A 14,356-nucleotide genomic window follows, 5' to 3' on the forward strand; every position below is an offset into this window, starting at 1 on the left:
CGTTTCGTAATCCGATGAAGAGGATCAGATGCTCTTCAGAATCGCGTCCACCACCTTCTTGGCGTCGCCGAAGAGCATCATAGTGTTGTCGCGGAAGAACAGCTCGTTCTCAACGCCCGCGTAACCTGACCCCATGCCGCGCTTGATGAAGAGCACGGTCTTGGCGCGCTCCACGTCGAGGATCGGCATGCCGAAAATCGGCGAGGCCGGATCGGTCTTGGCGGCGGGGTTCGTGACGTCGTTGGCGCCGATCACGAAAGCCACGTCGGCCTGCGCGAACTCGCTGTTGATGTCCTCGAGTTCGAACACCTCGTCGTAAGGCACGTTGGCTTCCGCGAGCAGCACGTTCATGTGCCCGGGCATGCGGCCTGCGACCGGATGAATGGCGTATTTCACTTCCACGCCCTCGGCCTTCAGCTCGTCCGCCATCTCACGAAGCGCATGCTGCGCCTGCGCCACCGCCATGCCGTAGCCCGGCACGATGATGACCTTCGCGGCATTCTTCATGATGAAGGCCGCATCATCGGCGGAACCCTGCTTGACGGGACGTGTCTCGACGACGCCGCCCGCGGCGGCAGCCGTCTCGCCGCCGAAGCCGCCGAGGATGACGGAGATGAAGCTCCGGTTCATGCCTTTGCACATGATGTAGGACAGGATCGCACCCGAGGAGCCGACCAGCGCGCCCGTGATGATGAGCGCGAGGTTGCCGAGGGTGAAGCCGATGCCGGCCGCGGCCCAACCCGAATAGGAGTTGAGCATCGACACCACCACGGGCATGTCCGCGCCGCCGATGGGGATGATGAGCGTGACGCCGAGCACGAAGGACACCAGCACGATGAGCCAGAACATCGTGTGGCTCTCGGTGCGGATGAACATGACGAGGAGCAGCAGCAGAGCCAGCCCCAGGCCGATGTTGATGAGGTGGCGGCTTGGCAACAGGATCGGCTTGCCGGACATGCGGCCATCGAGTTTCAGGAACGCGATGACGGAGCCTGTGAAGGTGATTGCGCCGATGGCGACGCCGATGCCCATCTCGAAGAGCGAGCCGCCGTGGATCGTGCCCACGGAGCCGATGCCGAAGGCCTGCGGCGCATAGAGCGCGCCTGCCGCCACCAGCACGGCGGCAAGGCCGACGAGCGAGTGGAAGGCAGCGACGAGCTGCGGCATCGCCGTCATCGGCACGCGCTTGGCGACGACCGCGCCGATGGTGCCGCCGATCACGAGGCCCCAGAAGGCCAGGAACCAGCCGCCGAAGCCTGCCGGAGGCGACACCATGAGCGTGGTGAGAATGGCGATGCCCATGCCCACCATGCCGAACAGGTTGCCCTGCCGGGAGGTGGTGGGGTGAGACAGGCCGCGCAGCGCCAGGATGAAGAGGACGCCGGAGACGAGATAGAGGATCGAGGCAAGGTTCGCCGACATGGCCTCAACCCTTCTTGCGATACATGGCGAGCATGCGCTGGGTCACCAGGAAGCCGCCGAAAATGTTGATGCTGGCCAGAATGAGCCCGATGAAGCCGAGCGCTCGCGCCCAGACCGGTCCGTCGCTGATTCCGTCTGCGAGATTGACACCCACCGCCAACAGCGCGCCGACCACGATCACCGAGGAGATCGCGTTCGTCACCGACATGAGCGGCGTGTGCAGCGCGGGAGTCACCTGCCAGACCACGTAATAGCCAACGAAGATCGCCAGCACGAAGATGGCAAGACGGAACACGGTGGGGTCCACCGCGCCGTGCGTGACCGTGGAGACGGCAGCACCTGCTGCGGCCGCCACCTGATCGGCAAGCGCTTGCGCCGTGTCGGCAGCGCGCTGCGCCGTCTCGGCTGCTGCGCGGGCCTGCTGGACGGCCTGTTCGGGCGTGAGTGTCGCCATGATTGTCCTCCCCCTTGATTTTATGCTGCGGGCTGGAAGGCGGGGTGAACCACCGCGCCGTCACGGGTCAGGCAGGTCGCCTTCACGAGTTCGTCGTCCCACTTCACGGCCAGCGCCTTGCTCTCCTTGTCGACCAGTGTCTCGACGAAGGCGTAGAGGTTCTTTGCGTAGAGGCTGGACGCCGTGGCGGCGAGACGGCCCGGCACGTTGAGATGGCCAACGATCTTCACGCCGTTATGCGTTGCGACCTTGCCGGGCTTTGCGACCTCGCAATTGCCGCCGCGCTCGACCGCGAGATCGATGATCACGGAGCCCGGCTTCATGGATTCCACCATGGCCTTCGTCACGAGCTTCGGAGCCGGACGGCCCGGGATGAGAGCCGTGGTGATGACGATGTCCTGCTTGGCAATGTGCGAGGCCACGAGTTCAGCCTGCTTGGCGCGGTATTCCGCGGACATTTCCTTGGCGTAGCCGCCTGCCGTCTCGGCCTGCTTGAACTCTTCGTCCTCGACCGCGATGAACTTGGCGCCCAGGCTCTCCACCTGCTCCTTGGCAGCGGGGCGCACATCGGTCGCCGTCACCACCGCGCCGAGGCGGCGGGCCGTGGCGATGGCCTGAAGACCAGCGACGCCTGCCCCCATGACGAAGACGCGGGCGGCAGGCACGGTGCCGGCCGCCGTCATCATCATCGGCATGGCGCGGCCATATTCGGCGGTGGCGTCGATCACCGCGCGGTAGCCCGCAAGATTGGCCTGGGAGGAGAGAACATCCATCACCTGGGCGCGGGTGATGCGGGGCATCAGCTCCATGGCGAAGGCTGCGACCTTGGAATCAGCGAGGCTCTTCAGAGCCGCGTCCTGGCCGTAGGGGTCCATGATGGCGATGAGGAGGGCGCCGGGCTTCGCCCCCGAGAGCTCCCCGTCAGCCGGACGGCGCACCTTGAGAACGACGTCGGCATCCTTGAGGGCTTCCTCGCGGGTGGCCGCAACGACGGCGCCAGCCGCTTCGAACTCGGCATCCGTGATGCCGGCCTTGGTGCCGGCCCCGGCCTGGACGACCACATCGGCGCCGAGGCCCTTGTATTTCTTGACCGTCTCAGGAGTCGCGGCGACGCGGGTCTCCGCTCCCTCGGTTTCGGAAAGAACGGCGATTCGCATGATAGCCCCCTGCGATCGGTAGAGACAAAGAAAAGGCCCTGGAAAACAGGGCCTTATGATTCTCAGTAAAAGAAGAGTGCCAACAGCAGAAGCACGCCGACCGCGGCCGGGGCGCGAACCCCGATCGAGGGAGCGATGGCTCCGACAGCGCCTGCAGCAAGCGAGAGGATGACCCCGAAGATCGCCGTCAGCCAGGCATGCTTGAGGCCGCCGACTGCGAGAGCCAGCACGTGACAGATCACGACGGCCGTGCCGATCTCGGCAAACCGCACGAATCCGTTGTAGGTCACCTCATGGGCAGGGCCGTCCATATCCGGACTGTAACCCCCATGCGGCGCATGTTTTGTATCGGCCATGATTCAACGCCCTATTCAGATCGGTTGTTAACTGCTGCGTTTAACGCATGCGGTGAGGAGCCGCAATCTTTCGAAGCCGCTCCGGGGAAACTTTTAAAACGCCCGGGCCGGTTATTTTATTCCAAGAAATTCCTTCCATTGCGGCAGGCAGACCTTTTCGTAATCGTATCGCTCGACGGCGATCCGGCGGCCTTCCCTCGCCATGGCGGCGGATTTCTCCTTATCCGCCAAAGTCTCCCGCACCCGCTCGGCCAGGGCCTTGTGGTCGAAGAAGGGAAAGAGACGGCCGTTCACGCCATCCGTGATGATCTCGCGAACCGGAGCCGTATCCGAGGCCACCATCCGGCATTCGAGCGCCATGGATTCGATGGAAGACCAGGACAGGACGAAGGGATAGGTCATGTAGATATGGGCCGAGGAGACCTGCAGCACCTTCACGAACTGGTCGTAAGGGAGGTTTCCGACGAGATGGACGCGGGACCAATCCACCGGCCGGTCGATCTTGGACACGAAATGGTCATACCAGGTTTTTCCGCCCGGGGCCTTGCCCGAATAGCTGTTGCCCTTGCCGCCGATGACGACGACCTGCAGGTCCGGGTCGATGTCGAGCAGATAGGGCAGGCTCTTGAAGACGATATGGGCCCCGCGCATCGGTTCGATATTGCGGGTCACGAAGGTGACCACCGGCTTCTGACGGCTCAGCTTGGCGCCATCCTTGCCGATCTGGATCGCCGAGTTGGGGCTCGGCACGAGCCGCTTCGTGTCGATGCCGTCATGGATGATGGCGATGCGGTCATGCAAATAGGCGGGGAAGGTATCGCGCTGATAGCGCGTCGGAGCCACGGCCAGATCGGCGGCATCGAGAGCGCCGAGCTGCATGGAGTTTTTCAGGCGAAGGCGCCAGATGACCTCTTCGTTGGTGACCGGGAATTCCGGATCGAAGTCGAGATCCTGGCCCTTGGCGGCATAATAATACTCGAAATAGGCCACATGCTTGGCCTTGGGCCACACATCCTTCAGGAACAGGTTCTCGCCCCAGCCCGTATTGACCACCACCACATCGGGCTCGAGGCCTTGATTGGCGAGTTCCCGCGCCCTGTGCGCGACGCCGTAAGCCCGGCGCAGGCGGGGAATCACAGGAGAGAAGCGGGCCTCATGCTGCGGGTCTTCAGGGCCCGGCACAGGGCTGTAGTGAAAGTACTTCACGCCCGGCAGCGGGCTTTCCTTGGAATTCATCCCCAGGGCCACGACCTCGTGCCCTTCGGCCACGAAGGTCTGGGCCAGCCGCAAAAACTGGCCCGGAAAATTCTGGTGGACGAATACGATCTTCATGGCTGCCCCTTACGTTTGGTAAGCTGTGTAAGGCTTTACCGAACTAGATGCAACCTCATTACATAGGAATCGGTAAACCGGAAGCTTCCAGAACCTCGGCCTGTCGCTGGGCCAGACCTTCGAGGGAGAAGCGCTCGATCTCAGTCTCGAAAAGCTGATGATAGTTCAGCTCGGCCCTCAGGTGCAGGAACACGGCGCCGAGGCCCACCGCCGCTCGGTCCATGAACACGAACTCGCGGGGGACCGTGACCGGCCCCTTCTCTTTCAACGCTTTATGCACCTCGAAGGCCTGACGGCGGCCGTATTCCCCGGGCTTCACACCGTCGGCGACGGTGCGCACTCGGTCATCGAGGAGCGGAGCGTAAATGAAACGCGCCCAGATATTGAGGATGTCGATCAGTTCGTTCGACAGGTTCTTGAAGCCCCAGGTCTCATAGGCATGGACGATTCGGGCGCGGTCGTCCGTCTGGAGACCGCGATAGAGATCGACCACGCCGCCGACGAAGCGCGGATGGAAGATGCGGATGCAGCCGTAATCGAGAAGGTTGATGCCCCTCGCCTCGCCATCCTCCGAGAAGACCGTGTAGTTGCCGAGATGCGGATCGCCGTGGATCACCGCCGCATGGCTGAAAGGATGCCACCACGCCTTGAACATGGCGATGGCCAGCCGGTTGCGGATCTCGACCGGGCTTTCCACGAATTGCAGAATCTTCTCGCCCTCGAGCCATTGCAGCGACAGAAGCCGCTTGGTGGAGAGTTCCGGATGCACGCGCGGCACGCGCACATGGTCCACATCCGCGAGCGCCTCGGCATAGAGTGATGCGTGCTTCGCTTCGCGCTCGTAATCGAGTTCCTCGCGCACGCGCTCGCCGATCTCCTGCGCGATCTCTCGGGTGTCGATGGCGGGGTCCATGCGCCGGTGCAGGGCGAAGACGAACTCGAGTTGGCTGAGATCCGCTTCGACGGCGGATTGCATGTCGGGATATTGCAGCTTGCAGGCGAGCTTCTCGCCATCTTTCGTCATGGCCTGGTGCACCTGGCCCAAGGATGCTGCGGCGGAAGGATTGAGATCGAACGAACCGAACCGGCCCTGCCATTGCGGACCCAGCTCCGCCTGCATGCGCCGTTTCACGAAGGCCGCGCCCATGGGCGGCGCTTCGCTCTGCAGCTTCTGCAATTCGGCGGCGTATTCCGGCGGGATGAGATCGGGAATGGTGGCGAGCAGTTGCGCCACCTTCATGATCGGCCCCTTCAGACCACCCAAGGCCTGCGCGAGCGCCGCCGCGTTGGAGGCATCGCGCGCATCGCCGCCGAAGAGACGCGCGCCTGCCATGCGCGCGGCGACGCCGCCCATATTCGCGCCGACGCGGGCATAGCGCGCGGCGCGGGCGGAGAAGCGGTTCGCCTCGTTGTCGCGATCCGCCATCAGGCCGTCTTTTCCATCGCCTCGAGCTCGCCGATGAGACGCTCGATCATGGAGAGACCGATCTGCCAGAACGACGGATCCTTCGCATCGAGACCGAAGGGCGCGAGAAGCTCGCCGTAAGGCTTGGAGCCGCCCGCCGAGAGCAGCGCGAAATAGCGATCCACGAAGCCCTCATTGGAGTGCTCGTAGATGCCGTAGAGCGAGTTCACGAGGCAATCGCCGAAGGCATACGCATAGACGTAGAACGGCGAATGGATGAAGTGAGGAATGTAGGTCCAGAAGGTCTCGTAGCCTTCGCCGAGACGGATGGACGGACCAAGGCTCTCATCCTGCACGGACATCCAGAGTTCGCACAGTTTGTCTGCTGTGAGTTCGCCGTTGCGGCGCTCCAGATGTACTTTCCGCTCGAAGGAGTAGAACGCGATCTGGCGCACCACCGTGTTGATCATGTCCTCGACTTTCGCGGCGAGCATCGCCTTGCGCTGCACGGGGTCGGTGGTCTGATCGAGCAGTCGGCGGAAGGTAAGCATCTCACCGAACACGCTCGCCGTCTCGGCGAGCGTCAGCGGCGTCGGCGCCATGAGCGCGCCGTTGGGGGCTGCGAGAACCTGATGCACGCCGTGACCGAGTTCATGCGCGAGCGTCATCACATCGCGCGGCTTGCCCTGGTAGTTGAGCAGAACGTAAGGGTGCGCCGACGGCACGGTCGGATGCGCGAAGGCGCCGGGCGCCTTGCCGGGGCGCGTCGGCGCGTCGATCCAGCCCTCGTCGAAGAAGCGGCGCGCAATGTCGGCCATGCGCGGCGAGAAAGCCCCATAAGCGGAGAGCACCGTGTCGCGCGCATCGTTCCACGGAATGGTCCGCTGCTCGACCTTGGGGAGCGGCGCGTTGCGGTCCCAATGGTCGAGCTTGTCCTTGCCGAACCACTTGGCTTTCAGCGCGTAATAGCGATGGGAGAGACGAGGATAAGCTTCGCGAACGGCGGCGACCAGCGCATCCACAACCTCGCGCTCGACACGGTTGGCAAGGTGGCGCGAATCCGCCACGTCCTGGAAGCTGCGCCAGCGGTCGGAGATTTCCTTGTCCTTGGCGAGCGTGTTGGTGACCAGCGTGAAGGTGCGCAGGTTTTCCTTAAAGGTCTTGGCGAGCGCGTCGGAAGCGTCCTTGCGCACGCTCTCGTCCGTGTCCTGCAGCTTGTTGAGCGTGGGCTCGATGGGCAGCTCCTCGCCGCGCACGTCAAAGCGCAGGGAAGCGATGGTCTCGTCGAACAGGCGGTTCCAGGCGGAACGCCCGGTCACGGATTTCTCATGGAAGAGCTGCTCGATCTTGTCGTCGAGCTGATAGGGCTTGTCCTTGCGCAGATCCTCGACCCACGGCTTGTAGTGAGAGAGCGGCGCCTGGGACACGGCCTTGTCGAGCGCCGCGTCGTCGATGCGATTGAGTTCGAGACCGAAAAACAGAAGCTCGGTGGAGGCGGCGGTGAGGCGCTCCTGCGTGTCGCCATAGAACTTCGCGCGCACCGGATCGGTGGTGTCGCCGGAATAGACGAGGCCTGCATAGGACATGATGCGCCCGAGCAGATCTTCCAGCGCTTCGTAGCGCTTGATCACGTCGGTGAGAGCCTGGGGGCCGTTCTCGGCGCGGGCCATCTCATCGAGCTTGCCGCGATAGGCCTCGGCGAAGGCCTTGCACTCGGCCTCAGCCTTCGCGAGATCCCCCTTGAACGCCTCACTGTCCATGCCCGGATAGAGGTGGGTCAGGTTCCACTCGGGAAGAGCGCCGAGCTCGACCTGAGCGGCGGCGGTTGAGGAGGTCTGGTGCACGGGAGAGGCTTTCTGGGACATGGCTCGAAGCGTGTTGAAAGAAGGTGAACCACATATTGGCTGCCAAAGCCCCGGGATCAACCCGGGCCGGAGGGCGGGCCCCTTCAAAAGCGCAGGGCGTTAAGGCCAGGTTTACCCTTGTCCCCCAGCATCGCCGGAACCGATTCCCGACATTCCGCCCTCTCTATGCCCCTTCACCTTTTCTTCGCAGACGACATTCGAGCCCTCCGCCAGGGCACGGCTGCCTTCGCTGCCGGTTCGGAAAGGGAGAGGACGGCCCGGCTGGCGGACCGCGCGGCGCGCTCCCCCCTCCCCATTCTCATCGAGACGGAAGCCGGCAGCGGCGCCAAGGCATTGGCACGGGCGATCCATGAAGCCGGAGAGCGAAAGGTCCGCCCCTTCGCCGTCTTCCAGGCGGGGGAAACCCTCTCCGGAACAGAGACACAGGCAGCAGCCCTCCTCCGCCATATGCGAGAGGCGCAGGGCGGCACGCTTCTCATTGAAGGCGTGGAGCATCTGACCGATGAGGCGCAAGGCCGCCTGATGGACGGGCTGTTTCGGCAGGAGGCCAGCACGCGGCCAGGGCGCCGCCTCGACATCCGCCTCATCGCGAGCGCGGGTTTCGATCTGTCCGACAGGGTGCGCGAAGGCCGGTTCAAGGAAGACCTCTACTACCGCCTCCAGGCCATGCCGATCGCGCTGCGTCCCTTAAGAGCTCAGCGACAGGCCGTCAGCGAATGGGCGATGTTGTTCGCCGAGCGCTTTGCGAAGGATGAGGGCAAGAAGGTTCGCGGTTTCTCCGCCGATGCCATGTCGCTTCTCGCCCGCTATGACTGGCCGGGCAATCTGCGTCAGCTCGAGAACGCGATCTATCGCGCCGTGATCCTCGCGGATGGAGCCTTTCTGACCCCATCCGAGTTTCCTCAGATAGCGGCCCATGTGGACGGCTACCACATCGACATTCCGCCTGTCCCGGCGGTGTGGAATCCTGCGCCCGTCCGCATGCACGAAACTCCCGACAATGCCGATCCACACGCGCTCTCTCTCATTCGCGAGAGCGGAGACATGCTCACCCTCGCGGAGCTGGAAGAGCGCGCGATCCGCTTTGCCCTCGTGCATTACCAGGGGCATCTGTCGGCAATTTCGCGGCATCTCGGAATTGGCCGCTCGACCCTTTACCGAAAATTGAAGGAACTTGGGTTAAGCGATGCAGCCGCATGACGTCTTCGCGCGTTAAGCGTAGCAGAGGTGTGCCTGCACACTGACGAAATTTTTGAAACGGAGGATGCAATGTCCTCCGACATCATTGCGATGAGGAGATGGGCCATGCGTGATTTGCGCAGGACGGCATTATGGCTGGGGCTGATCGGATCGGTCTCGTTCCTGTCCCTTTCCGCGATGGCGCAGACGACGACAGGCGACTCGCCGGACACTTCCCAGCCCGTTCTTGCCCAGAGCCCTGCCGAACCGTCGTTCCACGATGTGGCGGTCCAAGCCGCACCGACGCAGGCAGAACCCACGCTTCCGCTCATTCCTCTGCCCGAGCCCGCGCCTTTCAGCATGCAAGCCGCCGATGCGGAGCCGAAAATCGAGATTCCCCTGCCGGATGCAGCCCCCGTGACAGCGCTGATGCAGCAGGATGTGCTGCGCATGATTGTGGAGGGCCTGCTCGCGGATGACGCAGCCATGCGCAGCCTTCGCCTCTCCCGCAAGGAGCGCGATGCCCTGACGGCCTTCTATGCGCAGGCCGAGCGTCCGCTGGCATGGTCACAGGATGGCGCCTTCACGTCCGCCGCGATGGGAGCCGTCGCACGGATCAAGGCCGCGGACGAAGATGGTCTCGATCCGACCGACTATCCCCTGCCCGACCTGAAACTGCGCAAGGAAGCCTCTCCCGCGCAATGGGCCGAGGCCGATCTGAAGTTCTCCGCTGCCGTGATCCGTTATGCGCGCGATGCGCGCGGCGGACGCATCGAGCCGTCCCGCCTGTCGGCGCTGGCGACGCCCAAACTCGCGATCCCTGAAGCCGATGAGGTGTTGAAGAAAGTCGCTTTCGCGAAGGACGCGAATGCGGCGCTTTCCTCCTACAACCCGCCGCATGCGGGCTACCGCGCCCTGAAGGAGCGCCTGGCGGAACTGCGCGCCAGCCATCCTTCGCAGCCGAGCGTACGGGTTCCCAAAGGCCCGGCGCTTCGCGTCGGCATGAAGGACCCGCGCGTGCCGCTGATCCGCGCGCGCTTCAACCTGAAGGACGACGACAAACACACCATCTACGACGAGCGCCTCGCCTCAGCGGTGGCGGCCTTCCAGAAGGAGAAAGGCCTGCCCACCAACGGTGTTCTCACGGCGCAAACGGTGGCCGCCCTCTCCGGCCCGTCGCTGGCGCAGCGCGAAGCCGAATTGATCGCCAACATGGAGCGCTGGCGCTGGCTGCCCGAGGATCTGGGCGAGCGGCACATCCTGGTGAACGTGCCCGAGTTCCGCCTCCAGCTCAGCGAGGACGGCAAGGTCACCCACGAGACGCGGGTGATCGTCGGCAAGGAGCAATCGCAGACGCCGATCTTCTCCGAGGACATGAAATACCTGGTGGTGAATCCCTCCTGGACGATTCCTCCCTCGATCATGAAGAAGGAGATCCTCCCGGCGCTCGCGAACGATCCGGACTATGCCGCGAAGAAGGGCTACAGGATCATCCGCCGGGGCAACAGCATCTCGGTGCAGCAGCCCCCGGGCGAGCGCAACGCGCTAGGCTTCGTGAAGTTCATGTTCCCCAACCAGCACGCGGTCTACCTGCACGATACGCCCAACCGCAATCTCTTCTCGGCCACTAGGCGGGCCTTCAGCCATGGCTGCGTGCGCGTGGACAAGCCCTTCGAGCTGGCGGAGGCGGTGATGGGCGAAGGCGCCAAATGGGATGAAAAGAGGCTCAAAAGCCTCATCGGCAAGGGCGAGCGCACCGTGCATCTGCCCAAGCCCCTGCCCGTGCACCTCGCCTATTTCACGGTGGCCGTGGACGAGAAGGGCTCCCTCAAGTCCTTCCCCGATCTCTACGGGCTGGACCAGAAGGTCCGCACGGCCCTCGGCCTCACCCAATAGCTCTTCTCAAAAGCGGCCTTCAGGGCCGCTTTTTCTTATCCACTTAACCTGGAAGTAACCGTCTTCGGCAAAGATCCTTTCACTATAAGTGATTACTGCACCGTCCAAGTGCAGCGAGTACAAGACGAGTATCACAGTGAGAGTATTGCGTTCGGACGGCTTGGTGCGTCGCGCCGGTCTTGGTCTTGCGGTCCTTTTGGCCGTGATGGTCGGCGGCGTGCGCGGCACGCAGGATGCCATCGCCAACGGCGATACGCGCACGCTGACCTTCTATCACAACAATACCAAGGAAACGCTGACCGTCACCTTCCGGCGCAACGGCCAGTACGATTCCGCCGCCTTGCAGCAGCTCAACTGGTTCCTGCGTGACTGGCGGCGCGATGAGCCGACCCGCATGGACCCGCGCCTGTTCGATACCGTGTGGGAGGTCTATCGCGAGGTAGGCTCCAGCGGACCCGTGCACGTGAACTCCGCCTATCGCTCGCCCCACACCAATTCCATGCTGCGCCGCCGCTCCAGCGCAGTGGCCAAGAACAGCCAGCACATGCAGGGCAAGGCCCTGGACTTCTACCTGCCGGACGTCTCCGCCTCGCGCCTGCGCGCGGTGGGCATGAAGCTTCAGAACGGCGGCGTCGGCTATTATCCCAACGCCTATACGCCCTTCGTGCATCTCGACGTCGGCAGCGTGCGCGCTTGGCCGCGTATGACGCGCGATCAGCTCGTGAGCATCTTCCCCGACGGCAAGACGGTGCATGTCCCCTCCGACGGCAAGCCGCTGCCCGGTTACGACATGGCCCGCGCCGAAGTGCTCGCCAAGGGCGGCACGGTTGCAGGCTACTCGGCCTATGCGGATGCGGAAGAAGCTATTTCCGCACAGCAGCCCCGCCGCAAGAGCTTCTGGGCGAGCCTGTTCGGTCTGGAGGACGAGGAGGAGGATGCGGAGGAAATCCGCACCGCATCGCGTCCGAGCCGCACGATCATGGCATCGCGCAACAACTATGCGGACGATACCAACGCCACGCCTCTGGCAGCCCTGCAGCAATATGAGAACAGGAACGCGCCGGTTCAGCGCCAGGCTCCCGTGGCCGTGGCGCGTGCGCGGGTTGAGCAGCCTTCGCCGACCGTGGTGGCCGCCATGGCGCCTGCCCTGCGCGAGGATCTCTCGCCTCCTGCATCCGCGCCTCTGCCGCCGACGCGGATCAACGGCGCGCCTGGCACAGTCAACTCGCCGAGTGGCCCGACGCTCGCCTGGCAGCAGGGACCTGACGCGCAGGGCGACATGTCGATTGCCAGGGGCATGGCCTTCGCGCCGATGCCGCCGCGCCGTCCGGATGCGGAGGATGCGCCTGAGACCACCGCGCTCGCCTATGCTCCGCTGCCGCCCGCGCGCCCAGGCTCTCTCGCTGCGACGAACCCGATCCCAGTCCTGACCGAATTGCGCGGCGCTACGGACATCGTGGTGGCGAGCGCCGCTCCCCTGCCCCCGCCACGTCCCGACCGCGCCATCGTCGTGGCGTCCGCGAGCGCCGTCGACATTCCGGTCACGGGCTCAACGCCGAAGGCCCCCGAGAAGGACCTGCCGAAGGATGCCAAGCCGAAAACGGCAATTGCGCCCGAGGTAAAGTCTCCTCCAGCGAAGACCCCGCAGAAGCCCGCCACAGCGCTGAGCGCGCTGATGTCGGCGGAGCCCAGCGTCCATATGGGCTTCTCCAACAAACCTGTCGGCGATCTGGCCACGAACAAGTTCACAGGGCCGGCGGTGAAGCCGGTGCCGGTGGTGAGATAAGAAGAAGGGCCCCTCTCGGGGCCCTTTTCAATTTCAATCGCCGTGCCTGCGGCTGTAGCTGTTGCGCGGCGCCGGACTCCATCCTTCAGGCGCCGCCTTCGGCTTGTAGATCTCGACCAGCAACGGATGGCACATTGCCACATCGCTCGAATGCTCCGTGCTGCAATCGCCGCCGGGACAGGCCGAGAGAGCCCCAAGCAGGTCGATCTCCGCGAAGAACTCCAGATAATCGCCCGGCCGCACGGGGCTCGCCTTCATGAAATACTGACCCGTATCGCGGGTGAAGCCGGTGCACATGAAGACATTGAGCACATCATGCACCGCAGGCTCCACGGATTCGCGCGGGCGGTCGACATGCTCGGCGAGCGCGCGCGTGAGATTGGAGTGGCAGCAATGATGGTATTCGTGACCCGAGAGGAGCTTATGCGTGTAGGGATCGCAGCGCGTGCCGATCACATCGTGCACGGAACCCCCGAACTCGTCGAAGCCGTACCAGTCGAGCGTATCATGCGTGATCGTCGCCATGGGGCGCAGATAAGGCAGACATGACCAGAGCTGGTCGCCGGTGGAGAGATGCGTGCCGTGGAGCGCGCGGGTCTTGCCGGAGAAGAAGCGCTCGTTGAGGTCATCCGCCGCCCAGAGGTTCAGGTCTCCCACCTGAGGCCCTTCGATGCTCACGATGCGAAAGAAGGAACCGGCTGGCACCGAAAAAGTGCGCGCCTCGCGCGGCGGCACGACCACCTCATCCACCTTCTCCCAACCCTCGCGCGCCGCCTGGTAGGCGGCTAGGTTCGGACGCGGCAGCGTGTCGACGGGATAACAGATCACCGGACGGATCGCCCGGCGCGCCTCGGCATCCTGCGGTTCCGTGACTTCGTTACGCGCGCGCTTCATGTATCCCTCCAGCAAAACCGATATTCGCTGGTCCCGGTATAAGTGCGCGAGACAGGCGACGACAAGGCAGGAGTTCGAAGAAAGGCCTTTTGAAGAAGGGCCTTTTTCCGCCGCCATCAATGTTGTTTCATGGCGGATGTTCAAAGGACCGCATGATGCTCGACACGAATGCACAACGCGCTCTCGCCGCCTATCCTCACCGCACCTCCGCTGAGATCCGGTATGCCGATCTCGACCGGCAGGGTCATGTCAACAACGCCGTGTTCGCCACCTATTCGGAAATCGGACGGGTGGCCTTCATGTACGATCCCGAACGGCCCCTGGATCCCGAAGGCACGAGCTTTGTGATCGCGAGACTTCTGATCGACTTTAGGGCGGAGCTGTTCTGGCCCGGCACCGTCGATATCGGCACGGGCGTACTGAAAGTCGGCCGCAGCTCCTTCGCGCTTGCTCAGGGCATGTTCAACGATGGACGTCTGGTGGCGACGGCGGAGGCCACCATCGTCATGGTCGACAGGCAGACGCGCCGCTCAACGCCTCTTCCACCCGAAACAATGGCCATCCTGAACGGCCTCATGCTGCGTTGAGTGTGAGCCCGCATTACCTCGTC

12 protein-coding genes are annotated in these 14,356 nt (G+C 63.8%); 4 read left to right on the forward strand and 8 right to left on the reverse strand.

Annotation, left to right across the window (positions count from 1 at the left end):
- Positions 1-24 precede the first annotated feature (24 nt).
- The 7 genes from MHY87_RS15765 to MHY87_RS15795 form a co-directional block, all read right to left on the reverse strand.
- Positions 25-1,422, reverse strand: a complete 1,398-nt coding sequence (locus MHY87_RS15765) for an NAD(P)(+) transhydrogenase (Re/Si-specific) subunit beta (protein ID WP_239353392.1) — start codon at positions 1,420-1,422, stop codon at positions 25-27.
- Positions 1,423-1,426: 4 nt separating this feature from the next.
- Positions 1,427-1,876, reverse strand: a complete 450-nt coding sequence (locus MHY87_RS15770) for a proton-translocating transhydrogenase family protein (RefSeq protein WP_239353394.1) — start codon at positions 1,874-1,876, stop codon at positions 1,427-1,429.
- A 20-nt stretch (positions 1,877-1,896) separates the two neighbouring features.
- The gene (locus tag MHY87_RS15775; RefSeq protein ID WP_239353396.1) at positions 1,897-3,033 is read right to left on the reverse strand and encodes a Re/Si-specific NAD(P)(+) transhydrogenase subunit alpha; all 1,137 of its coding nucleotides are present in this window, start codon (positions 3,031-3,033) and stop codon (positions 1,897-1,899) included.
- Positions 3,034-3,095: 62 nt separating this feature from the next.
- Entirely contained in the window at positions 3,096-3,389 is a 294-nt protein-coding gene (locus MHY87_RS15780) for an aa3-type cytochrome c oxidase subunit IV (RefSeq protein WP_239353398.1), read from the reverse strand.
- Between the two features lie 111 nt (positions 3,390-3,500).
- Positions 3,501-4,721 carry a glycosyltransferase gene (locus MHY87_RS15785; RefSeq protein WP_239353400.1) on the reverse strand — a complete coding sequence of 407 codons (1,221 nt, stop codon included), beginning with the start codon at positions 4,719-4,721 and terminating at the stop codon, positions 3,501-3,503.
- Between the two features lie 58 nt (positions 4,722-4,779).
- The gene (locus MHY87_RS15790) at positions 4,780-6,147 is read right to left on the reverse strand and encodes an AarF/ABC1/UbiB kinase family protein (protein ID WP_239353402.1); all 1,368 of its coding nucleotides are present in this window, start codon (positions 6,145-6,147) and stop codon (positions 4,780-4,782) included.
- Positions 6,147-7,991: a M3 family oligoendopeptidase gene (locus MHY87_RS15795; RefSeq protein ID WP_239353404.1), complete on the reverse strand. Its 1,845-nt coding sequence runs from the start codon at positions 7,989-7,991 to the stop codon at positions 6,147-6,149. The genes MHY87_RS15790 and MHY87_RS15795 overlap by 1 nt, the downstream gene beginning before the upstream one ends.
- 165 nt (positions 7,992-8,156) lie before the next feature.
- On the opposite strand from MHY87_RS15795, the gene MHY87_RS15800 reads away from it, so the two are divergent.
- The 3 genes from MHY87_RS15800 (at position 8,157) to MHY87_RS15810 (ending at position 12,852) form a co-directional block, all read left to right on the forward strand.
- On the forward strand, positions 8,157-9,191 hold the full coding sequence (locus MHY87_RS15800) for a sigma-54 dependent transcriptional regulator (protein ID WP_239353406.1): 1,035 nt from the start codon (positions 8,157-8,159) through the stop codon (positions 9,189-9,191).
- Between the two features lie 105 nt (positions 9,192-9,296).
- Positions 9,297-11,066 (forward strand): murein L,D-transpeptidase, encoded by a 1,770-nt coding sequence (locus MHY87_RS15805; RefSeq protein ID WP_239353407.1) that lies wholly within the window; start codon positions 9,297-9,299, stop codon positions 11,064-11,066.
- Positions 11,067-11,202: 136 nt separating this feature from the next.
- A complete protein-coding gene (locus MHY87_RS15810) occupies positions 11,203-12,852 on the forward strand; it encodes a DUF882 domain-containing protein (RefSeq protein WP_239353409.1) in 1,650 nt (549 codons plus the stop codon).
- A gap of 33 nt (positions 12,853-12,885) precedes the next feature.
- On the opposite strand, the gene MHY87_RS15815 is transcribed toward MHY87_RS15810, so the two are convergent.
- A complete protein-coding gene (locus tag MHY87_RS15815; protein WP_239353411.1) occupies positions 12,886-13,746 on the reverse strand; it encodes a DUF1989 domain-containing protein in 861 nt (286 codons plus the stop codon).
- A gap of 152 nt (positions 13,747-13,898) precedes the next feature.
- On the opposite strand from MHY87_RS15815, the gene MHY87_RS15820 reads away from it, so the two are divergent.
- Positions 13,899-14,333, forward strand: a complete 435-nt coding sequence (locus MHY87_RS15820) for a thioesterase family protein (protein ID WP_239353413.1) — start codon at positions 13,899-13,901, stop codon at positions 14,331-14,333.
- The last annotated feature ends 23 nt before the right edge of the window (positions 14,334-14,356 follow it).

It is taken from the genome of Microvirga sp. ACRRW (assembly GCF_022346925.1).
Classification (GTDB): domain Bacteria; phylum Pseudomonadota; class Alphaproteobacteria; order Rhizobiales; family Beijerinckiaceae; genus Microvirga.